The organism is Kribbella sp. NPDC056861 (assembly GCF_040687575.1).
GTDB lineage: Bacteria > Actinomycetota > Actinomycetes > Propionibacteriales > Kribbellaceae > Kribbella.
Map to the genome: position 1 here is coordinate 1,367,897 of NZ_JBFBNQ010000002.1, position 26,117 is coordinate 1,394,013.

The 26,117-nt window shown below is 68.8% G+C and carries 24 protein-coding genes; 7 read left to right on the plus strand and 17 right to left on the minus strand.

The genetic code is table 11. From position 1 onward, the window contains the following. Position 1 precedes the first annotated feature (1 nt). The 4 genes from AB0P21_RS13435 to AB0P21_RS13450 are packed head-to-tail and all read right to left on the minus strand — an operon-like array spanning position 2 to position 3,130. Positions 2 to 949, minus strand: coding sequence for a VWA domain-containing protein (locus AB0P21_RS13435; protein ID WP_363696369.1), 948 nt, complete (start codon positions 947 to 949; stop codon positions 2 to 4). Continuing rightward, on the minus strand, positions 946 to 1,893 hold the full coding sequence (locus AB0P21_RS13440; protein ID WP_363696371.1) for a DUF58 domain-containing protein: 948 nt from the start codon (positions 1,891 to 1,893) through the stop codon (positions 946 to 948). Before AB0P21_RS13440 ends, AB0P21_RS13435 begins: the two co-directional genes overlap by 4 nt. Further along, positions 1,890 to 2,873, minus strand: coding sequence for a MoxR family ATPase (locus AB0P21_RS13445; RefSeq protein WP_363696372.1), 984 nt, complete (start codon positions 2,871 to 2,873; stop codon positions 1,890 to 1,892). The genes AB0P21_RS13440 and AB0P21_RS13445 overlap by 4 nt, the downstream gene beginning before the upstream one ends. Next, positions 2,870 to 3,130 (minus strand): hypothetical protein, encoded by a 261-nt coding sequence (locus AB0P21_RS13450; RefSeq protein ID WP_363696374.1) that lies wholly within the window; start codon positions 3,128 to 3,130, stop codon positions 2,870 to 2,872. Before AB0P21_RS13450 ends, AB0P21_RS13445 begins: the two co-directional genes overlap by 4 nt. 130 nt (positions 3,131 to 3,260) lie before the next feature. Here AB0P21_RS13450 and AB0P21_RS13455 point away from each other — a divergent pair, with 130 nt between their 5' ends. Both AB0P21_RS13455 and AB0P21_RS13460 read left to right on the plus strand, forming a co-directional pair. Then, complete coding sequence (locus tag AB0P21_RS13455; RefSeq protein WP_363696376.1) at positions 3,261 to 3,953, plus strand: response regulator transcription factor; 693 nt, start codon at positions 3,261 to 3,263, stop codon at positions 3,951 to 3,953. Further along, on the plus strand, positions 3,950 to 5,227 hold the full coding sequence (locus AB0P21_RS13460) for a HAMP domain-containing sensor histidine kinase (protein ID WP_363696379.1): 1,278 nt from the start codon (positions 3,950 to 3,952) through the stop codon (positions 5,225 to 5,227). Before AB0P21_RS13455 ends, AB0P21_RS13460 begins: the two co-directional genes overlap by 4 nt. Before the next feature lie 26 nt (positions 5,228 to 5,253). Here AB0P21_RS13460 and xylB read toward each other — a convergent pair whose 3' ends face one another. The 6 genes from xylB to AB0P21_RS13490 all read right to left on the minus strand — a co-directional run bounded on the left by xylB (position 5,254) and on the right by AB0P21_RS13490 (position 12,391). Further along, positions 5,254 to 6,669 (minus strand): xylulokinase, encoded by a 1,416-nt coding sequence (gene xylB / locus AB0P21_RS13465; protein WP_363696381.1) that lies wholly within the window; start codon positions 6,667 to 6,669, stop codon positions 5,254 to 5,256. Next, positions 6,662 to 7,648, minus strand: a complete 987-nt coding sequence (locus AB0P21_RS13470) for a sugar-binding domain-containing protein (RefSeq protein ID WP_363696383.1) — start codon at positions 7,646 to 7,648, stop codon at positions 6,662 to 6,664. The genes xylB and AB0P21_RS13470 overlap by 8 nt, the downstream gene beginning before the upstream one ends. Before the next feature lie 87 nt (positions 7,649 to 7,735). Beyond that, complete coding sequence (locus AB0P21_RS13475) at positions 7,736 to 9,223, minus strand: mannitol dehydrogenase family protein (protein ID WP_363696385.1); 1,488 nt, start codon at positions 9,221 to 9,223, stop codon at positions 7,736 to 7,738. Beyond that, the gene (locus AB0P21_RS13480) at positions 9,220 to 10,065 is read right to left on the minus strand and encodes a carbohydrate ABC transporter permease (protein ID WP_363696387.1); all 846 of its coding nucleotides are present in this window, start codon (positions 10,063 to 10,065) and stop codon (positions 9,220 to 9,222) included. Before AB0P21_RS13480 ends, AB0P21_RS13475 begins: the two co-directional genes overlap by 4 nt. After that, on the minus strand, positions 10,062 to 11,012 hold the full coding sequence (locus AB0P21_RS13485) for a sugar ABC transporter permease (RefSeq protein WP_363696389.1): 951 nt from the start codon (positions 11,010 to 11,012) through the stop codon (positions 10,062 to 10,064). Before AB0P21_RS13485 ends, AB0P21_RS13480 begins: the two co-directional genes overlap by 4 nt. 8 nt (positions 11,013 to 11,020) lie before the next feature. Beyond that, positions 11,021 to 12,391 (minus strand): sugar ABC transporter substrate-binding protein, encoded by a 1,371-nt coding sequence (locus AB0P21_RS13490; RefSeq protein ID WP_363696391.1) that lies wholly within the window; start codon positions 12,389 to 12,391, stop codon positions 11,021 to 11,023. Positions 12,392 to 12,596: 205 nt separating this feature from the next. Between AB0P21_RS13490 and AB0P21_RS13495 the strand changes: the two genes are divergently transcribed. Both AB0P21_RS13495 and AB0P21_RS13500 read left to right on the plus strand, forming a co-directional pair. Further along, positions 12,597 to 13,385: a phosphotransferase gene (locus AB0P21_RS13495; protein WP_363696392.1), complete on the plus strand. Its 789-nt coding sequence runs from the start codon at positions 12,597 to 12,599 to the stop codon at positions 13,383 to 13,385. Between the two features lie 42 nt (positions 13,386 to 13,427). Next, positions 13,428 to 14,027, plus strand: a complete 600-nt coding sequence (locus tag AB0P21_RS13500; protein ID WP_363696394.1) for an ATP-binding protein — start codon at positions 13,428 to 13,430, stop codon at positions 14,025 to 14,027. A 12-nt stretch (positions 14,028 to 14,039) separates the two neighbouring features. Here the strand turns inward: AB0P21_RS13500 and AB0P21_RS13505 are convergent, their stop codons facing one another. Continuing rightward, positions 14,040 to 15,002, minus strand: coding sequence for a LysR family transcriptional regulator (locus AB0P21_RS13505; protein WP_363696396.1), 963 nt, complete (start codon positions 15,000 to 15,002; stop codon positions 14,040 to 14,042). A gap of 132 nt (positions 15,003 to 15,134) precedes the next feature. On the opposite strand from AB0P21_RS13505, the gene AB0P21_RS13510 reads away from it, so the two are divergent. Together AB0P21_RS13510 and AB0P21_RS13515 are read left to right on the plus strand one after the other, a co-directional pair. Beyond that, positions 15,135 to 17,369, plus strand: coding sequence for a M9 family metallopeptidase (locus tag AB0P21_RS13510; protein ID WP_363696398.1), 2,235 nt, complete (start codon positions 15,135 to 15,137; stop codon positions 17,367 to 17,369). A gap of 71 nt (positions 17,370 to 17,440) precedes the next feature. Beyond that, positions 17,441 to 18,115 carry a hypothetical protein gene (locus tag AB0P21_RS13515; protein WP_363696400.1) on the plus strand — a complete coding sequence of 225 codons (675 nt, stop codon included), beginning with the start codon at positions 17,441 to 17,443 and terminating at the stop codon, positions 18,113 to 18,115. Positions 18,116 to 18,131: 16 nt separating this feature from the next. Here the strand turns inward: AB0P21_RS13515 and AB0P21_RS13520 are convergent, their stop codons facing one another. The 6 genes from AB0P21_RS13520 to AB0P21_RS13545 all read right to left on the minus strand — a co-directional run bounded on the left by AB0P21_RS13520 (position 18,132) and on the right by AB0P21_RS13545 (position 25,226). After that, positions 18,132 to 19,409 (minus strand): thymidine phosphorylase, encoded by a 1,278-nt coding sequence (locus tag AB0P21_RS13520; protein WP_363696402.1) that lies wholly within the window; start codon positions 19,407 to 19,409, stop codon positions 18,132 to 18,134. Next, positions 19,409 to 19,798 carry a cytidine deaminase gene (locus AB0P21_RS13525; protein WP_363696496.1) on the minus strand — a complete coding sequence of 130 codons (390 nt, stop codon included), beginning with the start codon at positions 19,796 to 19,798 and terminating at the stop codon, positions 19,409 to 19,411. The genes AB0P21_RS13520 and AB0P21_RS13525 overlap by 1 nt, the downstream gene beginning before the upstream one ends. Positions 19,799 to 19,975: 177 nt before the next feature. Continuing rightward, a complete protein-coding gene (locus AB0P21_RS13530) occupies positions 19,976 to 21,280 on the minus strand; it encodes an ABC transporter permease (protein ID WP_363696404.1) in 1,305 nt (434 codons plus the stop codon). After that, positions 21,277 to 22,485, minus strand: a complete 1,209-nt coding sequence (locus AB0P21_RS13535; protein ID WP_363696406.1) for an ABC transporter permease — start codon at positions 22,483 to 22,485, stop codon at positions 21,277 to 21,279. The genes AB0P21_RS13530 and AB0P21_RS13535 overlap by 4 nt, the downstream gene beginning before the upstream one ends. After that, the gene (locus AB0P21_RS13540) at positions 22,486 to 24,036 is read right to left on the minus strand and encodes an ABC transporter ATP-binding protein (protein WP_363696408.1); all 1,551 of its coding nucleotides are present in this window, start codon (positions 24,034 to 24,036) and stop codon (positions 22,486 to 22,488) included. It lies immediately after the preceding gene. A gap of 113 nt (positions 24,037 to 24,149) precedes the next feature. Next, positions 24,150 to 25,226, minus strand: coding sequence for a BMP family ABC transporter substrate-binding protein (locus tag AB0P21_RS13545; protein ID WP_363696410.1), 1,077 nt, complete (start codon positions 25,224 to 25,226; stop codon positions 24,150 to 24,152). Positions 25,227 to 25,430: 204 nt separating this feature from the next. On the opposite strand from AB0P21_RS13545, the gene AB0P21_RS13550 reads away from it, so the two are divergent. Further along, positions 25,431 to 26,114, plus strand: coding sequence for a ThuA domain-containing protein (locus AB0P21_RS13550; RefSeq protein WP_363696412.1), 684 nt, complete (start codon positions 25,431 to 25,433; stop codon positions 26,112 to 26,114). Positions 26,115 to 26,117: the final 3 nt, after the last annotated feature.

A 26,117-nucleotide genomic window follows, 5' to 3' on the forward strand; every position in this document is an offset into this window, starting at 1 on the left:
CTTAGGGCAGCCGCGAGAACCAGAGCAGCGACGCCAGGCCGGCCAGCAGTGCGACGGCCAGGGCGATTCCCGCCACCAGGTTGGTGATCTCGCGTTCCTCGGTGGTCCAGCCGATCGACGACTGGAGATCGGAGTAGACCGAACGCAGTTCCTCGTCGCTCTCCGCGGCGTAGAAGGAACCGTTGGTCGCGTCGGCCAGTCCCCGCAGGGAGTCGGCGTCGGCGGGGACCGGAATGCTCCGGCCTTCGATCGTCACCGTGCCCTGCGCCGTGCCGTAAGCGATGGTCGAGACCGGTACGCCGGCCTCCGTCGCGGCCTGCGCGGCTTCGTCGATCGGGCGGCCCGCGGTGTTGCCGCCGTCGGACAGCAGCACGATCCGGGTCGGCGGCGGGTCGGTGGCCGCGTCGGCGTCCAGGTTCTGCACCGCGGCCAGGCTGGTCAGGACCGCCTCGCCGATCGCGGTGCTGTCGGTCAGGGTGAGCCGGCTGATCGCGTCGACGGTGGCCTGGTGGTTGGTGCTCGGCGGCGCGACGACATTCGCAGTACGGGCGAAGGAGACCAGGCCGACGTTGAACTGCTCCGGCAGGCTGTTGACGAACTCGGTGGCGGCGCTCTTGGCGACCTCGAACCGGTTCGGCTCGACGTCGGTGGCGGCCATCGAGTTGGAGATGTCCATCGCGACCACGACGGTGGCGCGCTCACGCGGTACCCGGACGTCGGTGACCGGGCGGGCGATCGCGATCGTCAGCACGGTGAGGGCGGCCAGGAAGGCGAAGGCAGGCGCATGGCGACGCCAGCCGGGGCTCTTCGGGGCGACCTTCTCCAGCATCGGCAGGGTCGCGAACCGGACGGCGTACTTGCTGCGGCGGCGCTGAGCGAAGACGTAGGCCACGACCAGCGCCGCGACGATCAGCAGCAGCCAGAGCCACAGGGGTTGCTCGAATTTCATCGGGTACCGGTCCTTCCTCGCGGGGCGCGTCGGGTGGCGGCGCGTTTGCGGGCGGTGGCGAAGGCGGCGACGTCGCGGACCCAGTCGGTGTCGGTCCGCAGGACGAGGTGGGCGGCGCCGGCGGCGCGAATCGCTTGGGTGGTTTGCTCGCGGTGCTCGCGCATCGCGGTGGCATATCTGGCGCGGAGGCGTTTGCTGCTGGTCTGTACTTCGCGGGTGCGGCCGGTCTCGGGGTCTACGAGGGTGAGCAGGCCGACCTCGGGGAGCTCCAGTTCGCGGGGGTCGAGGACTTCGACGGCGATGAGCTCGTGCCGGGCGCCGAGGCGTCGCAGTTGGTCGGCCCAGCCGGTGCTCGGCGCGGTGTGGAAATCCGAGATGACGACTCGCAGGCCTGGGCGTGGGTGTTCGCGGTTGAGGCGGGTGATCGCGTGGGCCAGGTCTGTTGCGGGATGCTCGCCCGGCGTTGCTCTTGGCAACGACAGCAGAGCGCGGAGGGTACGACGGAGCGCGGCGTTACCGCTGACCGCCGGGATCCGCCGGATTTCGTTGCCAACAGCAACGCGGACGCCAAGGCGGTTGCCGGGGCGGTCGGCCAGCAGGGCGACCGCGCCGACGATGGCGACGGCGAGATCGCGCTTCTCCGACAGCGCAGTACCGAAGTCCATGCTGGCGGAGGCGTCGACCAGGGCCCAGGTCTCCAGTTCACGCTCGGCGAGGGGCGCCCGGACGTGGGGTTCGAGCGAGCGGGCGGTGACGTTCCAGTCCATTCGGCGGACGTCGTCCTGGCCTGCCTGGTAAGGCCTTGCTTCGTTCGGTTCGCTGCCCGGGCCGCTCCGCAGGCCGGTGATCTCGCCGTGCAGGAAGCCTTCCAGCTTCCGTTTCACCGAGAGCTCCAGCGAGCGGAGCGCGCGTTCCCGCCCGGCCAGCAGGTCGGGACCTGTCATGCCGCGGACCCCTGCGCCTGATCAGCCGGTACGACGTGCGGCTGCTCGATCGCGTGCAGCACTCGCGACACCACGGCCCGCGGGTCGACCCCGTCGGCCAGCGCGTCGAAGGTCAGCACCAACCGATGCGCCATCACGTCATGCGCCACGTCGTACACGTCAGCAGGCAGCACGTAGTCGCGACCACGCAGCAAGGCGAGCGCGCGGCCGGCCGCGACCAGACCCAAGGTCGCCCGCGGGCTCACCCCGAACTCCAGCACGCCGGCCAGATCATCGATCCCGTACTGCTGCGGTTGACGGGTCGCGTGCACCAACCGGACCACGTACTCCGCGACGGCGTTGTGCACGAAGACGTCTTCCGTTGCCTCCTGTAACTCACTCACCATCTGCGGGGTCAGCACCCCGTTCGCGTGCGGCCGGTGCGAGCTCATCCGCTGCAGGATCGTGAGCTCCTCCAACGGGGTCGGGTAGTCGACGGTGATCTTCAGCAGGAACCGGTCGCGCTGCGCCTCGGGCAGCGCGTAGACGCCCTCGGACTCGATCGGGTTCTGGGTGGCGAGCACCAGGAACGGCTCCGGCAGCGGGTAGCTGACGCCGCCGATGCTGACCTGGTTCTCGGCCATTGCCTCCAGCAACGCCGACTGCACCTTGGCCGGGGCGCGGTTGATCTCGTCGGCGAGCACCAGGTTGGCGAAGATCGGACCGAGCTCGGTGTCGAACCCCTCCGCCGACGGCCGCCAGATCCGGGTCCCGACGATGTCGCCGGGCACCAGGTCGGGGGTGAACTGCAGCCGGGTGAACCGGCCGCCGATCACCTCGGCCAGCGTCCTGACCGCAAGCGTCTTGGCGACGCCGGGCACGCCCTCCAGCAGACAGTGGCCGCGGGCAAGCAATCCGACGAGCATCCGCTCGACCAGCTGGTCCTGGCCGACGACCACCCGCTTCACCTCGAAGAGAGCCCGCTCCAGTACTGCGGTCATGCGTTGCCCGCCACGTCGGGCTGCTGCTCACTCTGCGGCTGGGTGGGCTGAGCGCCTTGCTCCGCGCCGCCCTGCTGACCGCCGGACCCGTTCTTCCCCGGGCAGTCCTTACCTGATGCCGACGGCCCTTCTTCCACCGTCACATAACCCTGCTCGGGGGCCGGGTCGTTGCCGGCGGCATACGCGACACCGCCGGCGCCGAGCGCGGCGACCGCGATCGCAGTACCGAGCAGCAGACGCTTACCGGGGAGATTCATGCTGACTCCTTCAGGTTGTCGATGCTGGCCACCAATTCATCAGGCCACCCCGAAAACGACCGGAAAGCAGAACGAAAGTCCGGCGAAAGCGCAGACCCGTTCCAGCGGCTCGCGCCGCTACCTTGGAGTGGTGCGATTACTGGTGGTGGAGGACGAGGAAGGCCTGGTCAGCGCGCTGCGCTCGGGACTCGGCCGGGCCGGCTATGCCGTGGACGCGGCGCTGACCGGCGCGGAGGCGGTCGAGAAGCTCGCCAGTACGCCGTACGATCTGGCGATTCTCGACATCACGCTGCCGGACACCAGCGGTCTCGACCTGTGCCGCGCGGTCCGTCGCGGCGAGATCGAGGTGGCGTCCGGGCGCGAGTTGCGGGTGCTGATGCTGACCGCGCGCGCCTCGCTCGCCGACCGGGTCCGCGGGCTCGACGAGGGCGCGGACGACTACCTGACCAAACCGTTCGCGCTGGTCGAGCTGCTGGCCAGGATCCGCGCGCTGCTGCGTCGTGACGTGACGAACGGGACCACCCAGCTGCACGTCGGCGAGCTGGTGCTGGACAGCGCGCGGCACCTGGCGACCAGGGCCGGGCGTGAGTTGCCGCTGACGCTGAAGGAGTTCGGCGTACTGCGCTATCTCATGTCGCGGCCCGGCCATGTCGTGTCGGCCGAGGAGCTGCTCGAGCACGTCTGGGACGAGAACGCGGATCCGTTCACCCAGAGCGTGCGGGTGACGGTCGGCACGCTGCGCCGCAAGCTCACGCTGGACGGCGAGGAAGCGTTGCTGGAGACGGTGATCGGGCGCGGCTACCGGCTCAGGGGTGAGGAATGAAGCTCCCGCCCTGGACGCAGACGATCCGGTTCCGTCTGACGCTGACCTACTCCGCGGTCCTGATCGGCCTGTCCGCGCTGGTGCTCGGCGGCCTGTACTTCGCGCTGTCGGCGTACCTCGATCCGCAGCCGCTGGACCCGATCACGGTCAAGAAGTCGTACTACGACAAGGACGGCCATCTGAAGTTCAAGCCCGGCGAGCCGATCCAGGCCGCTGACATCACCAGTGTCCAGTCGGCGGTGAACTACAAAACACTGGAGACGATGAAGACGTACTCGGTGGCCGGGATGGGAGTGCTGCTCGTCTTCAGCCTCGGCACCGGCTGGTGGTTGTCGGGTCGCGCGCTGCGGCCGGTCCGCCGGATCACCGCGACCGCGCAGGACATCTCGGCGACCGACCTGTCCCGCCGGATCGCGCTGGACGGGCCGCAGGACGAGCTGCGCAGTCTCGCGGACACGGTCGACGACATGCTGGAGCGGCTCGAGTCGGCCTTCGTCGCGCAGCGGCAACTCGTCGACGACGCGTCGCACGAGCTGCGTAATCCGCTGGCGGTGATCCAGGCGAATGTCGACGCAGTACTGGCTCATGACGACACACCGTCCGAGGATCGGGCACAGGCGACGGCGATCGTGTCGCGCGCGATCCAGCGGATGACGCGCCTGGTCGAGGACCTGCTGGCCTCGGCTCGGCGGTCGTCACCGGCGTTCGTGGATGCCGACATCGACCTGGCGGCGATCGCCGGCGAGGCGGCGGAGGAGTATGCGCTGCTCGCCGCCGATCGCGAGCTCCGTCTGGTACGCCGCCTGTCGCCCGGGCCGATCGCGGCCGGGGATGCGCAGGCGCTGCGCCGGGCAGTGGACAACCTGCTCTCCAACGCGGTGCGGCTCGCCCGCGGCGGCAGCGAACTCGTGCTGGCCGTCGGCAGCCGCAACGGGTGGGCGTGGATCGCCGTACGGGACGAAGGGCCTGGGATCGCCGACGAGGACGCCGACCGGGTCTTCGACCGCTTCTTCCGCTCCGGCCAACGCCAGCCACCGACAACAGTCCCGCTCAACGACCCGTCCAGCGGCCCGTCGACCAGTCAACGCCGAGCCGGCCTCGGCCTCGCCATCGTCCGCCAGATCGTCGAGTCCCACGGTGGCTCGGTCGCGCTGCACTCCGAGGTGGGCATCGGCTCGACCTTCATCCTCTGGCTCCCCGAACGCTCCCTCGCCAACACCACCCGCAGCTCCCCCACGCCGCCCGCAGAGGACCCGCTGGGCCCACGGCCTTAGACCGACCACCGCGCAGGGTTCCGGGGTTAGCTACCAGCAAGCAGTGGGCGGGTGCCCTTGAGTACTGCGGCGTAGCGGGTGCGGATCTGGTCGGCTGCTTCGTCGGAGAGGACTGACGGCTCCGGCTTGCTCATGGCGACTTCCCAGGTCGGCACCGAGCCGGAGACGGCCCAGGCTGCCTGGCGGGCGGCGCCCAGGGCGACGTACTCGGCGGGCTCAGGCAGGACGACGGGGGCGCCCAGGAGAGCAGGAGCCAACGCCTGTACTGCGCGGGAGCGGGCGGCGCCGCCGAGCAGCAGCACTCGGTGGACCGGGAGGCTTTGGGCTCGGAGGGCGTCTACCGCGTCAGCCAGGCCGCAGAGCATGCCTTCGACGGCAGCGCGGGCCATCGTGGCGGGCTGGGCCGTGGTGCGCGTGAGGCCGTAGATCAGGCCGGTCGAGTGCGGGAGGTCGGGGGTCCGCTCGCCGTCGAGATACGGGAGCATGACGAGGCCGTTGCTGCCTGGTGAGGTCAGGGCGGCCTCGTCCAGTTCGGCGAGGTCCATGCCGAGGAGTTGGGCTGTTGCCGACAGCACTCGGGCTGCGTTGAGCGTGCAGACCAAGGGCAGGTAGCCGCCGGTGGCGTCCGCGAAGCCTGCGACGAAGCCGCTCGGGTCCGTGGTCGGGACGGTCGAGGTGGCGAACGCAGTACCGCTGGTGCCGAGGGAGACTGCGACGTCACCCGGCTGCAGGTCGAGGCCGAGCGCGGCTGCCATGTTGTCGCCCGTGCCGGCGGCCAGCGAGATGCCGGTCGCGGTCTGGCCGACGATCTCGGCAGGACCGGCTACGCGCGGCAGTTGGAGTGAGCGGCCGAAAGCGAGCTCGACCAGGTCAGGCCGGTACTCATTGGTCGTCGGGGACCACCAGCCCGTACCGGAGGCGTCGCCGCGATCCGTTGTCAGATCGGCGATACCGGAACGGTCGGCGGCGAGCTGGTGAGTGAGCCAGTCGTGCGGCAGCGCGACAGCCTCAGCACTCGCGGCCGCATCGGGAGCAGCGCCTTGGACCCAGCGCAGCTTGGTGACGGTGAAGCTCGGCACCGGTACGGATCCAGTCGCAGCGGCCCAGGCCTCCGGTCCACCCAACTCGGCTACCAGGGAAGTAGTCGCATCGGCGGAGCTGGTGTCGTTCCACAGCACCGCCGGATGGACCACTGCGCCGGCGCCGTCCAGCAGCACCATGCCGTGCTGCTGACCCGCGACCGACAAGGCCGAGACCCCGTCGAGCAGACCGTCGGAGGCGATCGACCAGGCCTTCCACCACTCGGCCGGGTCGACCTGGGTGGCGTCGGGGTGCGGCGCGCGGCCTTCCCGCAGTACCTCGCCGGTGTTCGCGTCGCACACGACGACCTTGGTCGCCTGGGTGGAGCAGTCCACGCCGGCGACCAGTCTCGGGTCAGTCATCTAACTCCCTCTCAGAAACAGCAAGATGCCGCAGTACTTCGCGGGCCAGATCGGTGGTCGTCACCAGGGTGCTGACCAGACCGGCCCGGACCGCGGCGATCACCGCCGGGGCGCGATGGGTCCCCGCGGCCAGCGCGACCCGCTCCGCCGGACGGCGCAACTGGTCGACCGAGACCGCGATGATCATCTGCTCCAACGGAGACTCGACCAGTCTGCCGCTCAGGTCCAGAAGATGCCCGCTGACCTCGGCGATTGCCCCGCCGGCAACCCCCTCAGCCCGGAGGTCTTCCGACACCGCATCCCAGACGGTCGAGCAGCCCGCGCGCCAAGCGCCGATCGCCACCACCGAGATGTCCAGGCCGTCGGCCAGCGCCAAGGTGTCGGCGATCCCGGGCTGCCGACGGAGCGCGGTGACGGCAGCGATGTCGTCCACTACGAGCGGCGCGTGGACGGCGTGCGCAGTACCGCCTGCGAGTGCTGCTGCTCTCCGGGCAAGGTCCATGGTGCTGCCGCCGCCTGCGGGTGAGTGCAGCGAGCCGGCCATCTGGATCACCGTGCAAGCGGGCAGCGCGTCGATGTGATCGACCATCGCGTCCACTGCCCGGCTCCAGGTCAGGCCGAGCAGGTCGCCGTCGCGGACCAGTGGCGCGACCGTCCGGGCGGCCGCTTCGGCCACCTGGTCGCGGACCTGCTCGGGCGAACCGGACGTGTGGGTGGCGACGCAGCGCGGGATGCCGAGAGCGTTGGCGAGCTGCTCGGACAGACCCCGGTCGATCGGGCTCGGGCTCTTGATCTGGATCTGCACGATGCCCCGGCTGCGGGCGTCCTCGAGCAGCCGGGCGACCTTGAACCGGCTCAGGTCGAGCTGCTTGGCGATGTCCACCTTGGAGGTGTTGTCGAGGTAGTAGCGACGGGCCACCTCGGCCAGCAGTTCGTCCTCCTCGTCGCCCTCTCCGAGCAGCTGTCCCCGGCTGTTCACGCTCGCCCCGCCACCAATCCTTCTCCCGTGATTCCCCGGCACCGTAACGGTTTGCAGCCCTTGCTGCGAGCCCCATCCGCTAACTGGTCAGCTGGCCCGCGCCTCCAGCGTCGCGCGGGCCCCGTGCTCGTGCAGCGAGGTCAATGCGGCGGTGTAGGCCTGCACGAATCGCTCGTCGTCGACGAGGTCACCGAACAGATCCCGGTCCGACACGAACAGCAACGGCTCGTCGCGGTTGTGCTGGGCCCGCTCGACCAGTTTGTCGCGCAACCGGTCCACCACCTCGATCGGTTCGCCCTGCTCGTCGACACCCTCGGCGTACCGGGCCCAGGAGGCGATCACCAGGGCGGCGTGCTCGATCCCGCGGTCGGCCGCGAGCTGCTCCCGGACGACCGGGACCAGCCACTTCGGGATCCGGTCCGAGCTCTCCGCGCAGAGCCGGGCGAGCGTGTCGCGCACCTCGGGGTTCGCGAACCGCTCGATCAGCTGGTGCTTGTACTGCGTGAGGTCGACGCCCGGCACCGGCGGCAACGTCGGCGTCCCTTCGTCGTCCATGTAGCCGAGCAGGAAGTCGACGAACAGCTTGTCCTGGCAGACCTCGTGCGCATAGCGATAACCGGACAGATACCCCAAGTAGCAAAGGGCTTGGTGACTCGCGTTGAGCAGCCGCAGCTTCATCAGCTCGTACGGCTCGACGTCCTCGACCAGCTGGACCCCGACCTCCTCGAACGGCGGCCGGTCACCGCCGAAGTCGTCCTCCAGCACCCACTGGGTGAACGGCTCGCACACCACCGGCCAGCCGTCCTGTACGCCGAACCGCTCCGCCAGCGCCTCGCGGTCGGCGTCCGCGGTGACCGGCGTGATCCGGTCGACCATGCAGTTCGGGAACCGCACCTCGCGCTCCAGGAAATCGGCCAGCTCCGGGTCCTTCAGCCGGGCGAACCCCGACAGCATCTTGCGCGCCACGTGCCCGTTGCCCGGGATGTTGTCGCAGGACATCACCGTGAACGGCGCGACGCCAGCCGCCCGGCGCCGGGCCAGCGCCTCGACGATGAAACCGAACGCGCTCCCCGGCAGCGCGTCCGGCTCCAGATCCGCGGCCAGGCCGGGGTCGGACGCGTCCAGCTCCCCGGTCACCTGGTTGACGTGGTACCCGCCCTCGGTGATGGTCAGCGACACGATCCGGGTCTCCGGATCGGTCAGCCTGGCCAGCACCGCCTCGGGGTCGTCCGGCGCGAACAGGTAACCGACGATCGAGCCGATCACCCGCGGCTCCAGCGTGCCGTCCGCGGACTTGACCACCAGCGTGTACAGGTGGTCCTGCGCGGCCAGCACCTCGGCCATGTGCTTGTCGTGCGGCAGCACGCCGACGCCGACGATGCCCCAGTCGAGCGCCTTGCCGTCGTTCATCAGCTGGTCGAGGTACATCGCCTGGTGGGCGCGGTGGAAGCCGCCCACCCCGAAGTGCACGATGCCCGGGCGGATCGCAGTACGGTCGTACGCCGGTACGCCGACCTGCTCGCCGAGTGATCCCAGATTGGCCGAGTTCAGCTGCTGCACGTTGCCCTCCGTCACTTGACCGCCCCGAGCGACAGGCCCTGGACGAGCTTGTCCTGAGCCGCGAAGCCGGCGATCAGCACGGGCAGCGACACCACCAGGGACGCGGCGCAGACCTTCGCGAGGAACAGGCCCTGGCTGGTGACGAAGCCGGTCAGGAACACCGGCGCGGTCTGCGCCACGGTACCTGTCAGCACCCGGGCGAAGAGCAGTTCGTTCCAGCTGAAGATGAAGCAGATCAGCGAGGCGGACGCGATGCCCGGCATCACCACCGGCGCGACCACCGAACGCAGCGTCCGGAGCAGACCGGCGCCGTCCACCTGCGCGGCCTCGAGGATCTCGACCGGCACCTCGGCCAGGAAGCTGCGCAGCATCCAGACCGCGATCGGCAGGTTCATCGAGGTGTAGAGCACGATCAGCAGCCAGATGTTGTCCAGCAGCCCGGAGAACTGCGCGAACAGGTAGATCGGCAGCAGTCCGGCCACCACCGGCAGCATCTTGGTGGAGAGGAAGAAGAACATCACGTCGGTCCACTTCTTCACCGGCTTGATCGACAGCGCGTACGCCGCCGGGAACGCCAGCAGGATCACGAAGAGGGTCGACAGAATGCTCGCGGTCAGCGAGTTCGCGATCGACGGCCAGGGTCCGGTGTCGAAGAACGACCGGAAGCCGTCCAGGGTCAGCGGCGCCGCCAGGTCCGGCGGGTTCTTCGCCGCGTCCTCCTCGGCGTGGAACGAGGTGAGTGCCATCCACAGCACCGGCAGTACGAACAGCACGCCGACCACCCAGGCGAGCCCGGACAACGCCCAGCCACCGCCACGGTTCTTCTTACCGGTCACGATCGTCGCATGGGCGCTCATCGGCCCTCCTCCTTGAACAGGGTGGACACCGAACGGAGCGCGAAGGTCGCGATCGCGATGGTGCCGATCACGACGATGACGCCGGCGGCCGAGGCCCGGCCGTAGTCGTGGGCGGTGTAGAAGGTCTGGTAGATCGAGTACGGCAGGTTCGCCGTACCGAGGCCGCCGGAGGTGATGGTGAAGACGGCGTCGAAGTTCTGCACGACGTAGATCGAGCCGAGCAGCGCGCTCAGTTCGAGGTACTGGCGCAGGTGCGGCAGCGTCATGTAGCGGAAGATGTCCCACTGGCTGGCGCCGTCGATCCCGGCTGCCTCGATCACGTCCAGCGGGCGGCTCTGCAGGCCGGCCAGGATGATCAGCATCATGAACGGCGTCCACTGCCAGACCAGCGCGAAGATCACCGACCACAGCGGCTGGTTGCTGATCCAGTCGGGCTGCGGCGCGTCGTCGCCGAAGATCCAGGTCAGCACCCCGTTGAAGAGCCCGTACTCCGGGTTGTAGAGCGCGTGCTTCCACAGCAGCGCGGCCGCCACCGGTACCACCAGGAACGGCGTGATCATCATCGTCCGGACCGCGCCGCGGCCGCGGAACTTCCGGTCCAGCAGCAACGCGATGCCGAGCCCCAGCAGCAGGCTGATCAGCACCACACCCGCGGTCAGCAGGATGGTCACCCAGATCGCCTGCCGGGTGTTCGCGTCGGTCAGCACCCGGCGGAAGTTGTCGATCCCGGCGAACCCGCGCTCGTCGGGGTAGTAGGCGTTCCAGTCCATGAAGGAGGTGATGATCGTGACCACGAACGGCAGCTGGGTCACGACGATCATGAAGACCAGCGCGGGCAGCAGCGGCGCCCGCCGGGCCCAGTCACCGGTGCTGCGCAGCAGGGTGCCCGGCTTCTTCGGCGGTTCGGCGGCGCGACGGCCCGGTCGAACCTCGGTGTCGACAGTCATGTCAGCCCTCACTTCGCTTCTCTGGCGCGATAGCGCTCGGCCACGTCGTCGGCCAGTTCCTGCCCGCGTTTCAGTGCTTCGTCGACGCTCATCCGGCCGGCGATCGCCGAGCTGACGTCCTGGCTGACCTGGGTGCCGAGATCGGGGAACTCGGGGATGTCGACGAACTGGATGCCGATCGCCGGCCGCGGCTGGACGCCGGGGTTGCGCGGGTCGGCGGCCTCGATGGCCTGCTTGGTCGGGTCCGCGAACGCCGACGCCTCCTTGCGGTACTCCGGGTTCTCGTACGTCGAGGCGCGCTTGCCGGCCGGGACGCGGGACCAGCCGAGCTCCTTGCCGACCAGCTCCTCGTACTGCTTGCTGGAGGCCCAGGAGATGAACTTCCAGGCGTTGTCCTTCTTCTTGCTCGCCTCCTGGATGCTCCACGACCAGGCGTACAGCCAGCCGGAGCTGTCGGTCTTGACGACCGGCGCGGGGGCGTAGCCCATCTTGCCCTTGACGGGTGAGTTCGGCGCTTCCAGCGAACCCGCGGCCGAGGTGGCGTCGTACCACATCGCGACGTTGCCCTGGACAAGGTTGTTGAGGCACTCGGTGAAGCCGGCCTGCGGTGCGCCGAGCTCGCCGTGGTTGCGGACCAAGTCGACGTAGAACTTGGTCGCCTCGGTGAACTCGGGCGAGTTGACCTTGGCCTGCCAGTCCTCGGTGAACCAGGTGCCGCCGAAGGTGTTCACCACCGTCGTCAGCGGCGCGAACAGCTGACCCCAACCGGGTTGGCCGCGCAGGCAGATGCCGCGCATACCGGGCTGGGCGTTGTCGACCTTGGCGGCGATCTCGGCGACCTGCTGCCAGGTCGGCTTGGCCGGCATCTCGACGCCCTTGGACTGCAGAATGTCCTTGCGGTACATCAGGAACGACGACTCGCCGTAGAACGGTTCGCCGTACACCTTGCCGTCCTCACCGGACAGCGACTCGGTCATCGACTTCAGGATGTCGTCCTGGTTGAAGGTCGAGTCCTTGGCGATGAAGTCCGACAGCGGCGCGATCCACTTGCTCTTGGCGTAGATCGGGATCTCGAAGTTGCTCAGCGAGGCGACGTCGTACTGGCCGGCCTGGCTGGAGAACTCCTGGCTGATCTTGTCCCGGACGTCGTTCTCCGGCAGCACCGTGTAGTTGACCTTGATCCCGGTCTGCTTGGTGAAGTTCTCCGCGGTCAGCTTCTGCAGGTCGACCATCTGCGGGTTGTTCACCATCAGCACGTTGATGCTGTCGGCGCCACCGCCTCCGCCGCCACCACCGCCCCACCCGGCGCAGCTGCTCACTCCGCTCACCAGCAGGAGTGCGATCACCACACCTCCGATGCGTTTGCGCTGTTCCAGCACGGGCTGCTCCTTCGCGATCGGCGGTACTCGCTCATATGAGCAGGGGGCTGCTCATCGTTGAGTGAACCGAATGTGGGTGAGCCTGTCAAGAGTTCGGGCAACAGTAGAGCGGATCGTTGCTCATCTGAGCATCCGAAGTGATGGGTTGGCGGGGTGAGCAGGCCGCACTGGCCGGATCGAGGTCCAGCCGCCAGACTGTGCCGTGATGCCTGAGGTCGAGACCCGCCTGCTCGGCGGCACCGCCAACCGGGGCTTGGTGGTTCGGGTCGGCCAGACCGTACGCCGCCCGCTCCGGCCGAGCAGCCCTGCCGTGCACGCGTTGCTCGACCATCTCCAGGAGGTCGGCTTCGACGCCTCACCAGCTTTTCTGGGAGTGGATGCCCAAGGCCGTGAGGTGCTGACCTACGTCCCCGGCGAGACCGTGCAGGCGCCGTACCCCGCATGGTCGATGACCTCAGTGGCACTCGAGAGCGTCGCTCACCTGCTGCGGCGCTACCACGAGGCGGTGCTGGGCTTCGACCCTTCCGGCTACCCATGGGCCGAGCATGTGCCCACGGAGTACGACGTCGGGCTGGTCGGCCACAACGACCCGAACCTCGACAACATCGTCTTCCGCGACGGAGTGGCCGTCGCCCTGATCGACTTCGACCTCGCCGGCCCCGGCTCCGCGCTCTGGGACGTCGCGGCCGCCGTCCGCCTGTGGGCTCCGCTGCGCCCCGACGCCGACATCGACGACCCCCGCCAGGGCGAGTCGCTCACCCGCCTCCGCCTCTTCGCCGACGCCTACCGCTTGTCACTCCCCGACCGCCACCGCCTGGTCGATGCGGCCGCCGCCAACCACATCTGGTGCATGGACTACGTCCGCCGCGGCGCGGAGTCCGGCCACCCGTGGTTCCACCAGCGATGGGTCACCGGGGAATCGACCCTCACCGAGCGCACGAACGCGTGGTTCGCCAGCCAGCGCGCGGTGTTGATCGAGGCTCTCCGCCTGTAGTTGCGTCGGCTGACCGCCGTTCGATAAGGAAGAATGCGGCGGGTGAGTGCTCGGGTGGTGTTGCTGGCGGGGCCTTCGGGGGCTGGGAAGTCGCGGTTGGCGGAGGGTGTGGGGTTGCCGGTGGTGCGGCTCGACGACTTCTACCGGGACGGGGACGACGAGGCGATGCCTCGGTCGCCGCTCGGGATCGTCGACTGGGACGATCCGGGGTCCTGGGACGGAGAGCGGGCGGTGGCAGCCCTGGAGGTTTTGTGCGCTACCGGGGCCGCGGAGATGCCGATCTACAGCATTTCGGCGGACGGGACGGTGGGGCATCGGCCAGTGGAGACCGGTGGGGCGCCGTTGGTGGTTGCCGAGGGCATCTTTGCTGACCAGATCGTGGGAGCCCTGCGGGAGCGGGGATTGCTGGCGGCCGGGATCTGTGTTCGGCATCATCGGGTGGTGACGTTCGTCCGGCGGTTCCAGCGGGATCTGCGGGAGCGCCGGAAGCCGCCGTTCACGTTGTTGCGGCGCGGATTGCTGTTGCTGAAGGACGATCCGCGGGTGGTGAAGCGGTGTGTCGACGCCGGCTGCGAGCCGCTGCATCCGAAGGCCGCCCGGCGGCGCATCGTGCAGTTGCTGGCTGCTGCCAACCACGCTTAGCCGCGGCGCACCTCAGGTCGTGCGCGGGTGGACTTCGGGGTGCGCTGCCCACCAGGGAGCGTACGTCGTACTGCGGAGCGCGTGGTCGGTGTAGGCGCCGGCGACGGCCAGGTAGATGGCCTCCAGTTGGTCGGCGGTGACTCGGCTGCGACACCAGGCCAGGACCAGGCGGCCGCAAAGCGGATCGCCGATCAGGCGGCGGATCGCCAGCCCTTCGGCTCCCATCGAGGTGGGTTCGACCAGCTGTACGGCGCGGCCGGTCTGGACGAGTTGGCGGCCGCCGCCGCTGGGCGCCTCGTAGCGGACCTTCGGGCTGAACCCGGCGCGGCGGCACGCAGTACGGAGTGCGGCCAGTGAGCCGTCGTCGGCGCCGGGCGGGCTGATCCAGGCTTCGTCCGCGAGGTCGGCGAGGTTGATCTCCTCGCGGTCGGCGAGCGGGTGGTCGGCCGAGAGCGCGATGAAGAACGGCAGCCGGGGCAGCACGGTGCGTTGGGCGACATCAGGCGCCAGCGGTACGTCGCTGTCGTCGTTCATGCCGATCACCGCGAAGTCGGTCCGATGGTGGGTCAGCCCCTGCGCGAGGCTGATCGCGGACGGGTCGATCTGGACGGTGAGCTCGACGGGTGACAGCGCAGCCTGGACCCGCTCCACCATGGTGCCGACGCATTCCATGTGCGCCGATCCCATTCGCAGCAGCATCGGCGTCGTACCGGCTGCCAGGGTGAGATCGCCGGCGAACGAGTCGAGCTCGGCCAGCACTAGCCGGGCTCGCTGCAGGGCGCGTTCTCCCAGGGCGGTAGGCCGGACGCCGGTTCGGCCGCGCTCGAACAGCGTGCCGCCGAGCGACCGCTCGAAGCGTTGCAGGAGCCCGGTCAGGGCCGGCTGGGAGATCCCGAGCAGCGCGGCGGCCCTGGTCACGCTGCCCGCCTCGGCGATCGCGCAAATCGCCCGCAGATGGCGGATTTCCGGATCCATCACATGAGGCTATCGCTGTTGGGATGACCGCGGCACTGCTCGTCGTGGCACGCTCCGAAACGTTGCGGATCACCGCCACTCTCCCACCGTAGCCACGCGGCTCGCGTGCCCCCGCCCCGGAGGACGAAACTGATGAAACCCCCACAACGCCTGGTGGTCTTCCTGGCCGCCACCGTCGCCCTGACCGGGCTCGGTCTCACCGCCGGTCCGGTCCAAGCGGCGCCAGCAGCGAAGGCGCCCGCCCCCGCCCTCGGTCTCGGCCCATCCACCGCCAACGACGAGCCGGCGCACGTCGCCGACGCGACCTTGCCGGTGAACCAACGGGCTCCACTGCCCGCGGCAAAACACGAACTACGCCGAGATTACGACCTCCCCGCCCGAAAGACGGCCGCAGCAGCCTGCAACATCGCGGACTTCACCAGCCGCACCGGCCAAGCCCTGGTCAACCAGATCAAGGCCTCCACCACAGACTGCGTGAACTCCCTCTTCAGCCTCACCGGCGCCAACGCGTACTCCGCCTTCCGCGAAGCCCAGATGGCCACCGTCGCCTACGGCCTGCGGGACAACGGCATCAGCTACCCCGGCAACAACTCAACCGGTACTGCGCAACTGACCCTGTATCTCCGAGCCGGCTACTACGTCCAGTGGTACGACCCCACCACCGTCGGCACCTACGGCCCCACCCTCCGCACCGCGATCCAGGCCGGCCTCGACCGCTTCTTCGCCAACGCCTACGCGTTCGAGGTCAGCGATGCCAACGGCGAGACCCTGTCCGAGGCGATCACGCTGATCGACAGCTCGGCCCAGAACGCCCGCTACCTGTCCGTCGTCAAGCGGATGCTGACCGGCTACAACAGCACCTACAACGCGTCCTGGTGGATGCTTAACGCGGTCAACAACGTGTACGTCGTCCTGTTCCGCGGTCACCAGGTGCCGGAGTTCGTGTCCGCGGTACAGGCCGATCCGAGCGTGATCGACACCCTGTACAGCTTCGCCTCCAACCACAAGGACCTGCTGTCCGGCGAGCAGAGCTACCTCACCTCGAACGCGGGCCGCGAACTCACCCGCTTCCTCCAGTACTCCGCCTTGCTGGCCAAGGTCCGGCCGCTGGCGAAAAGCCTGCTGACGCAGACCTCCATCCAAGGGCCGACCGCGCCACTCTGGGTAGGCGTCGCCGAGCTCGCCGACTACCACGACAACGCCAACTGCGCGTACTACGGAATCTGCAATCTGCAGGCCAGGCTGGCGGCCGCAGTACTGCCGATCAACCACACCTGCAGCTCCACCCTGCGCATCCGGGCCCAGGAGATGACGGCCGCCCAGCTGGCAGCGAGCTGCACCAGCCTGGCCAACCAGGATGCCTACTTCCACGGCATCGTCGCCGATCCCGGCCCGGTCGCGAACGATCGAAACACCAGCCTGGAGGTGGTGGTCTACAACTCCAGCACCGACTACCAGACCTACGCCGGGGCGATGTGGGGCATCGACACCAACAACGGCGGGATGTACCTCGAGGGCGACCCGGCCGCGGTCGGTAACCAGGCCAGATTCATTGCCTACGAGGCCGAGTGGCTGCGTCCGGCGTTCGCGATCTGGAACCTCAACCACGAGTACACCCACTACCTCGACGGCCGCTTCGACATGTTCGGCGACTTCACCGCCGGCGTCACCACCCCGACGATCTGGTGGATCGAGGGCTTCGCGGAGTACGTGTCCTACTCGTACCGCAACGAGACCTATACCGCGGCGATCACCGAGGCTGCTCGCCGCACCTACACGCTCAGCACTCTGTTCGGCACCACCTACAGCAACGACAGCACCCGCATCTACCAGTGGGGCTACCTGGCCGTCCGCTACATGCTGCAGTCGCATCGCGGCGACATCACCACCGTCCTGAACTACTACCGATCGGGCAACTGGACCGCAGCCAACAACTATCTCCGCACCACCATCGGCACCCGGTACGACGCTGACTGGTCCAGCTGGCTGACGGCTTGCGGAGCCGGCAACTGCGGAGGTGGCGGCGGCACCACCCTGCCGGAGTGCACCGCGAGCGATGCCCGGGTCCTGGGCAAGAACTGCCAGCGCGGCAACCGGGGCACGACCACCGGCAACTACGACTACTTCTACCTCAACCTGCCGGCCGGCACGACCCAACTGCAGATCACCACCAGCGGCGGCACCGGCAACTGCGACCTGTACTACAACCGGGCAACCTGGGCGACCACCTCCGCCTACACCCAGCGATCGATTGCCTCCGGCAACACCGAATCGATCACCGTCACCAACCCGACCGCCGGCTACCACTACCTCAGCCTGTACGGCGCAACCGCCTGCGGCGGCGTCACCATCAGCACTCGCTACTGACCCAATTTGCCTGTCGTTCACCTTGGTCTGGTGGGCTGCTTCGGTAGTCCACCAGACCCAGCGGAGGAATTGTGAGGCGAGTCACGCCAGGTGTTGCCGTCGTGGCCCTGGCCGGGCTGGCCGCCTTGACCGGCTGCGGAAACGACGCCGGCGCCGCCACCACTCCAGCCGCTACGACCGCGCCGACCACGACCCCTGCCGCTGTCGCGATACCCACCAATGGCCTGGCAGCGCTGGCCGTTGTCCCCGGCGGCTTCCTGAAGGGCGCTCCCGGTGACCCGACCCAGTTGACTGGTCCGTTCACCCGGCAGACCTTCGTCGACACCTTGTCCGCCGTACCTGCCGAGGACCTCGCCCTGTTGCTCAACGCAGGCTGCAAGGACGGCTACCAGACCTTCCGGCTCAGCCCTGACCGGCGTAAGCGGGTCACCGTGCAACTCTTCAAGACCGCCTCGAAGCCCAAAGCGCATGACCTGCAGCAAGGCTTCTGGAACCAAACCGAGCACGCCAAGCCGTTCGCAGTACCGGGTCTGCCGGGCGCGCTCACCGACGCTCGCACGGCGATCACCGGGGCGACCGACAAGGTGGTCGCGGTTGCGGAGGCGAGCATCACCGTCGGCACGATGGTTGCCGAAGTCACCGTTACTCAGACCGGCAGCCTCGAGAAGCCGCCGGTCCCGGACCTCAAGCTGGCCACCGCGGTGATTCGCCTGCAGCAAGCCCGCCTGACCACCAAGTCAGGCTGACCAGCCGTACTGCGGATCAGGCCGTGATGCGATCGATCACCAGCGGGGTCGGCGTGTAGGAGTCGGAGATCGCGATCGCGTCGGTCAGCGACTCCAGGGCGCGATCGAAGCGGGTTGCGTCATCGGCGTGCAGGGTGAGAAGCGGCTGACCCTCGGTGACCTGGTCGCCCGGCTTGGCGTGCAGTACGACGCCTGCGACCGCGGAGACCGGGTCTTCCTTGCGAGCGCGGCCGGCACCGAGGCGCCAGGCCGCGACGCCGACGGACAACGCGTCCAGGGTGGACAGGACACCGGTCGACGCCGCCTTGACGACGTGCTGCTCGGGGGCGATCGGCAGCTCGGCATCGGGGTCGCCGCCCTGGGCTGCGATCATCCGGCGCCAGGCGTCCATCGCCGTACCGTCACGGAGCTTCTCTGCCGGGTCGACGTCGGTGACGCCTGCTGCCGCGAGCATCTCCACCGCGAGGGCGACGGTCAGCTCGATCACGTCCGCGGGGCCGCCACCGGCCAGCACCTCGACGGATTCCCTGACCTCCAGGGCATTGCCGGCGGTCAGGCCGAGAGGGACCGACATCTCGGTGAGCAGGGCAACGGTCTTGACGCCGGCATCAGTGCCTAAGGCAACCATCGTGGAGGCCAGCTCGCGGGCGGCGGCGAGGTCCTTCATGAAGGCGCCGGTGCCGACCTTGACGTCCAGCACCAGCGCGCCGGTGCCCTCGGCGATCTTCTTGCTCATGATCGAGCTGGCGATCAGCGGGATCGCCTCGACCGTGCCGGTCACGTCGCGGAGCGCGTACAGCTTCTTGTCGGCCGGGGCGAGACCGTCACCGGCCGCGCAGATCACCGCGCCGACGTCCTCGAGCTGGCGCATCATCTCGTCGTTCGACAGCGCGGCGCGCCAGCCGGGGATCGACTCGAGCTTGTCCAGGGTGCCGCCGGTGTGGCCGAGGCCGCGACCGGACAGCTGCGGCACGGCGACCCCGCAGGCCGCCACCAAAGGGGCCAGCGGCAACGTGATCTTGTCACCGACGCCGCCGGTGGAGTGCTTGTCCGCGGTCGGCCGGGACAGCTTGGCGAAGTCCATCCGCTCACCGGAGGCGATCATCGCCGCGGTCCAGCGGGCGATCTCGCGCCGGTTCATCCCGTTCAGCAGGATCGCCATCGCCAGCGAGGACATCTGCTCGTCGGCGACCGCGCCCTTGGTGTAGGCGTCGATCACCCAGTCGATCTGACCGTCGCTCAGCTCGCCCTTGTCCCGCTTGGTGCGGATGACGTCTACCGCGTCGAAAGACACTAATCCTCCAGTCGTTCGGGCCCGAACGCGTCGGGCAGCAGCTCGCGCAGAGGGCGGCTGCCGGTCGCGGACTCCACCAGGAGAGTCGGTCCGCCGTGTTCGTGCAGCAACTGCCGGCAGCGGCCGCACGGGGTGAGGAGCTCTTCGTTGTGATCCACACAGGTGAAGGCGACCAGCCGGCCGCCGCCACTCGCGTGCAGCGCGGACACCAGCCCGCACTCGGCACACAAAGTCAGCCCGTACGACGCGTTCTCCACGTTGCACCCGGCAACAATCCGGCCGTCGTCGACCAACGCGGCAGCCCCGACCGGAAAACCGGAGTACGGCGCATAAGCCCTGCGCATCGCAGCCACAGCAGCCGCTCGCAGCTCCACCCAGTCCACAGTCACTCCACCAGCATCCCTCACGACGCCACCTCCCGCGTTTCTCCGCCCTCCGGGCGGAGAAACGCGGGTGAAGAGCCGGGGCGCTGAGCGGGAGCTGTCGAGGTCGGACTGGCTCCGGCGACCGCCATGGACGGCTCGGCCTCCGGCCGGTGCGCCGGAGGCGAGGCGGGCGACGGCCGGCTACTCGGTGACGTAGGGCTCACCGTCCGCCTTCGGGGCCCGGACCCGGCCGACCAGGCCGGCCACGGCGATGATGGTGGCCAGATAAGGGGCCATCAGCAACAGTTCGCCGGGGATCGGGGTCTGGATGATCTGCAGCTGGGACTGCAGCTGGGTGGCGAAGCCGAAGAAGAGCGCGGCGACCATCGCGCCGATCGGGTGCCAGCGGCCCATGATCAGCGCGGCCAGGGCGATGAAGCCGTTGCCGGCGGTCATGTCCTTGTTGAACGAACCGGCGTACCCGACGGTGAAGAACGCGCCGCCGAGACCGGCCAGCACGCCGGCCCAGAGCACCGCGGAGTACCGGACGCGCTTGACCTTGATGCCGACCGTGTCGGCCGCCTTCGGGTGCTCGCCGACCGCGCGGACCCGGAGGCCCCAGCGGGTCTGGAACAGGACGAAGGTGACCACCGCGACCGCGATGTAGGTCAGGTAGACCAGCACGGTCTGGTCGAACAGGATCGGCCCGAAGAACGGGATGTCGCCGAGCAGCGGGATCTTCACCGCGGACAGCACGTCCGGGGTGTTCAGGTTCGCCGAGTCGGCCTGCAGGAACTGGTCGAACAGGTACCCGGTGATGCCGGAGGCGAAGACCACCAGCACGACGCCGAGGACCACCTGGTTCACCAGGTACTTGATCGAGAACACGGCCAGCAGCGAGGCCATCAGCACGCCCGTCACGGCGGCGGCGACCAACGCCGCGGCCGCGCTGCCCGTAGTACTGGCGACGACGGCTGCCGTGAACGCGCCGACCAGGAACTGGCCCTCGATCGCGATGTTGATGACACCGGCCCGCTCACACAGGACGCCGGCCAGCGCGCCGAGGATCAGCGGGGTGGCGAAGTTCAGCGTGCCCTGGAACTGGTTGGCCAGCGGGAAGACCTTGCCGGCCGCGGCCCAGCACAGGAACGCGCCGATGAAGCTGACGCCCAGTACTGCGGCCAGCCAGCCGGCGTACTTCGTCGGCACCCGGCGCAGCACGTAGGCCACGGCGGCCAGCAGTCCGAGGGCGCCGAGCAGGATCGCGACCGGCTGGGCCGGGATGCCGACCAGGTTGTGCTCCAGGTCGCCGGAGACCAGCTGGAAGGTCGCCTTGCCACCCTTGGTGGCGATCGCCAGGGCGAGCCCGATCAGGGCGAAGACCACCATCAGGCCGCCGACGCGCAACCGGCGGGTCCGCTCGGCCGGTGCCTCGATCGGCAGTGTCGTAGAGGTAGCAGCCACCGGAGTCGGCGGAGTATCGGCGGTTTTGGTCGACTCGCTCATCCGTTCCAGCCTTTCGCGAGGACGGCACCGGGACCGCGATCCTTCGGCAGGAAGCGGAAGATCGAGCGCACCAGCGCCGGGGCGGCGACGAACAGCACGATCACGGCCTGCAGCACGGTGGTCAGGGTCAGCGGCGTCTGGGTCTGCAGCTGCATCTGCAGACCACCCGCGTTGAGGGCGCCGAACAGCAGCCCGGCCAGCACGGTGCCGAGCGGCGTACCGCGACCCAGCAGCGCGACGGTGATCGAGTCGAAGCCGACCTCGGCCGCGACACCGTCGGTCAGCGGCAGGTCGGTGCCGAGCACCTGCTGCGTGCCGGCCAGACCGGCCAGCGCGCCGGCCACCACCATCGCGATGAAGTACGCGCGGCCGACCGACATGCCCGCGGTCCGGGAGGCGTCGGCATTGGCGCCGACGGCCCGCAGCTCGAAGCCGACGGTCGAACGGTTCAGCAGCCACCAGACGAAGGCCGCGGCGGCGAGCGCGAGGAAGAAGCCGATGTGCAACCGGGTGCTGCCGAACTGCGCGTACTGCGCGCTCGGGTCGACGATCGGGCTGATCGGGTCCTCGCGGCCGGGCCGCTTGAAGGTCGTTGTGGTCAGCAACCACTGGAGCAGGTAGATGGCGACGTAGTTGAGCATGATCGTGACGATCACCTCGTGCGCGCCGGTGCGGGCCTTCAGCAACCCGGCGATCCCGCCCCACAGGGCGCCGCCGAGCAGGCCGGCCAGGATCGCCACCACCAGGTGGATCCCGGGCGGCAGGTGCCAGGCGAAGCCGACCCAGGCGGCCAGGATCGCGCCGATGATCAGCTGGCCCTGGGCGCCGATGTTGAACAGTCCGGTCCGGAACGCCAGCGAGACGGCCAGACCGCCGCAGATCAGCGGAGTGGCCGCGGTCAGCGACTCGGTGATCGGGCTGATCCCACCGAGCGCGCCGGTGGCGAGCGCCTGGTAGGCGTTGCCGACCGCGGTGAACGCGGCCGAGAAGGTGTCGCCCGGCGCGGCGCCGAAGTACGAGACGGCGGCCTTCACCTGGTCGTCGCCGATGATGATCAGCACGGCGCCGACCAGCAGCGCCAGCACGATCGCGCTCAGCGAGACCAGACCCTGGACCGCCCAGCTCGGCAGGCTGGACCGGTTCGCTTCCTTGGCCGGGGCCGGCGCGGGCGGCTCGACCGGCACGGTGGTTGCTTCGTTGCTCATCTAGATGGTTCCCAACGTGGTCGGGTTCTCGATCGCGACTTCGTGCGCCTCGGTCCGGGAGGCGCCGGCCATCATCAGGCCGAGCTCGTCGCGGGGGGTGTCGGACGGGACGACGCCGACCACCTTGCCGCGGTACATCACCGCGACCCGGTCGGACAGCGCGGCGATCTCGTCCAGCTCGGTGGACACGATCAGCACCGCGGTGCCCTGGTCGCGCTCGCGCACGATCCGGGTGTGCAGGAACTCGATCGAGCCGACGTCGACGCCGCGGGTGGGCTGCGAGGCGACCAGCAGCTTCAGCGGCCGGGACAGCTCGCGGGCCAGCACCACCTTCTGCTGGTTACCGCCGGACAGCGAGGAGACCGCCTGGTCCGACCCCTGGGTACGGATGTCGAACTCCTCGATCCGGTCCCGCGCGTTCTTCTCGATCTCGTCGGTGTGCAGCACCAGGCCCTTGCCGAACGGCTCCTGCCGGAACAGGTCCAGGACCAGGTTCTCGGCGACGCTGAACGGGCCGACGAAACCGTCGTGGCCACGATCCTCGGGGACGTAGCCGATCCCCGCGTCCAGCCGCTGCCGGGTGGAGACCCCGGTCAGGTCCTTGCCGTCCAGCGAGATCCGGCCGGCCGCGATCGGGGTCAGCCCGAGCAGCGCCTCGGCGAGCTCGGTCTGGCCGTTGCCCTGGACCCCGGCCACGGCCAGGATCTCGCCGGCCCGGACCTCCAGGTCGACCCCGTCGACGGCGGTGAACCCACGCTCGTCGATCACGGTCAGGCCTTCGATCCGCAGCACCGCCTCGCCCGGCTGGGCCGGCGCCTTGTCGACCACCAGGTCGACGGCCCGGCCGACCATCAGCTCGGCCAGCTGCTCCTCGGTCGCGGACGGCTCGGCCTGGCCGACCACCTTGCCGCGCCGGATCACGGTGATCTTGTCCGCGATCGCCTTGACCTCTTTGAGTTTGTGGGTGATGAAGACGATCGAGGTGCCGCTGTCCTTGAGCTGGCGCATCACCGTGATCAGCTCGTCGATCTCGGCCGGGGTGAGCACCGCGGTCGGCTCGTCCAGGATCAGCACCTTGGCGTCGTTGGTGAGCGCCTTGATGATCTCGACCCGCTGCTGGACGCCGACCGGGATGTCCTCGACCAGCGCCTCGGGGTCGACCTCGAAGCCGTACCGCTCGGACAGCTCAGTAACCAGGGCGTTGGCCTTCTTGCGGTCCAGCACGCCGCCGGGGTGGGTGTTCTCCCGGCCGAGCATGATGTTCTCCGCGACGGTGAAGACCGGCACCAGCATGAAGTGCTGGTGCACCATCCCGATGCCGTGCTTGATCGCGTCGCTCGGCGAGCTGATCGAGACCTTCTCGCCGTCGATCAGGATCTCGCCGGAGTCGGGCTGGAGCAGCCCGTAGAGCATGTTCATCAGGGTCGACTTGCCGGCCCCGTTCTCACCGAGCAGGCAGTGGATCTCGCCGGGCTCGATCGCCAGGTCGATGTGGTCGTTGGCGACCAGGGAGCCGAAACTCTTGGTCAGCCCCGAGAGCTCTAGATGCATGCGGGCATGCCCCCTTCGTGGACATCGGCCTTCAGACGGCGAGCCAGGAAGCGCGGCCCTTTGTGAGGGGCCGTCTTCCTGGCTCGCACCGTACTACGGGATCACCGGGTGGTTCAGGAGGCCTTCGGCTGCGCCTTGGACTCCAGCGTGATCTTGCCGCCGATGATGTCGGCCTTCAGGGTGTCCAGCTCGGTCTTCAGCTCGGCCGGGACCTTGGAGTCGAACTCGTGGAACGGGGCCAGCCCGGTGCCACCGTTCTCCAGCGTGCCGATGAACTGCTTGTTGTCGAACTTGTTGTCGACCACCGAGGTGACCGCGTCCTGGACGGCGACGTCCATGCCCTTCTTGACGCTGGAGATCAGCACCGAGCAGTACTCCGCGGCGCTGACGCAGCCGTCGGTGTCCACCCAGATCGCGTTGACCTTGCCGTTGCTCGCCTTGGCCGCCTGCAGACCGCCCAGACCGGCCGGACCGGCCACCGGGAAGATGATGTCGGCGCCCTGGGTGATCAGGTTCTGGCCGGTGTTCTGGCCCTTGGCCTTGTCCTCGAAGCCGCCGACGAACAGGCCTTCCTGCTTGGCGTCGTCCCAGCCGAGCACGGCCACGTTCTTCGACTTCTGCTTGTTGTAGTAGCGCACGCCCTCGGCGAAGCCGTCCATGAAGATGGTCACCGGCGGGATCTTCAGGCCGCCGAAGGTGCCGACCTTGCCGCTCTTGGACATCGCGGCGGCCAGGTAGCCGGCCTGGAAGCTGGACTGGGCGGTGTTGAAGCCCAGCGGCTTGACGTTCTCGATCGGCTTCTCCGGCGCGGAGTCGACGATGGCGAACTTGATGCCCGGGTTCGCGGTGGCCGCCTTGTCGGTGGCGTCCTCCAGCTTGAAGCCGACGGCGATGATCACGTTGCACTTGGCGCTGACCATCGCGGTCATGTTGGTCGGGTAGTCGTTGTCCGACTTCGACTCGGCCTTCTGCTCGGTCAGGCCCTTCGCCTTGATGGCGGCCTGGAACCCCTCGTACGAGGTCTGGTTGAACGACTTGTCGTCGAAGCCGCCCGAGTCGGAGACCATGCAGGCCTTGAAGTCCTTGTTGGCGCTCCCCCCGGCGGTGTCCTCAGTCGGCTTGCTGCCACAAGCAGCGACGGCGAGCGTCACTACGCTCACGATCGCCAGTCCCCGCACGTACTTCTTCACCGGACGTCTCCTTTGTCGACCAAGTTCTGTCAACGGCAGGCCTTCCCAGGTGCCGCATCCGCAGACTATAGGTGCGACTCCGCCCATCTATGAACGGCCAAAGACGCTCGATACCGGAAAGTGACCGGCACGAGAAGCTTTGCAACGAAACATCTGCTGACCGCCGCCCGTCGGTCACGCAGAGTGATCACCGAGGAGTACCCATTGCCTACCGACCTGATCATCTACTCCGGGGCCGGCCCGGACGCCGATCCCTGGCACGCCTTGCCGCAGACGACGGCCCGGCTGTCGGACGTACTGCGTGACTTCGGTCCCGCCCAGATCGTCAGCACGCCCGACGAACTCGCTGCCCGGCTGGACCAGGCCGCAGTACTGGTGGTCAACGCCAGTGCCGGCGCCGACCGAACCGGTCCGTCCCCCGCGGACCAGCAGTTCGGCCGCCTGCTCGACAGCTTCCTGGCCCGCGGCGGCGGGCTGCTCGCCGTCCACAGCTCGACCATCGCCTTCCCCGGCCTGGAGACCTGGCACCGGACGATCGGTGCGAGCTGGGAGCACGGCAAGTCCTTCCACCCACCGCTCGACCGGACGTTGGTACGCCGTACCAAGGTCGAGCACCCGATCGCCGACGGCCTGGGCGACTTCTGGGTGGAGGACGAGCGGTACTCCGATCTCGTCCTCGCCGACGGTCTCGCCACCGAGCCGCTCTATGTGCACGAGCACGACGGCGTGACTCATCCGTTGGTGTGGGCGCACGAGGTCGGCGCCGGGCGGGTCGTCTACAGCGCGCTGGGCCACGACGAACGCTCGTACGAATCCCCCGAGCACGCCGAGCTGCTGCGCCGGAGTACGGAGTGGTTGCGGACGGGGATCGTCCGCGAACAGTCCTAGCCT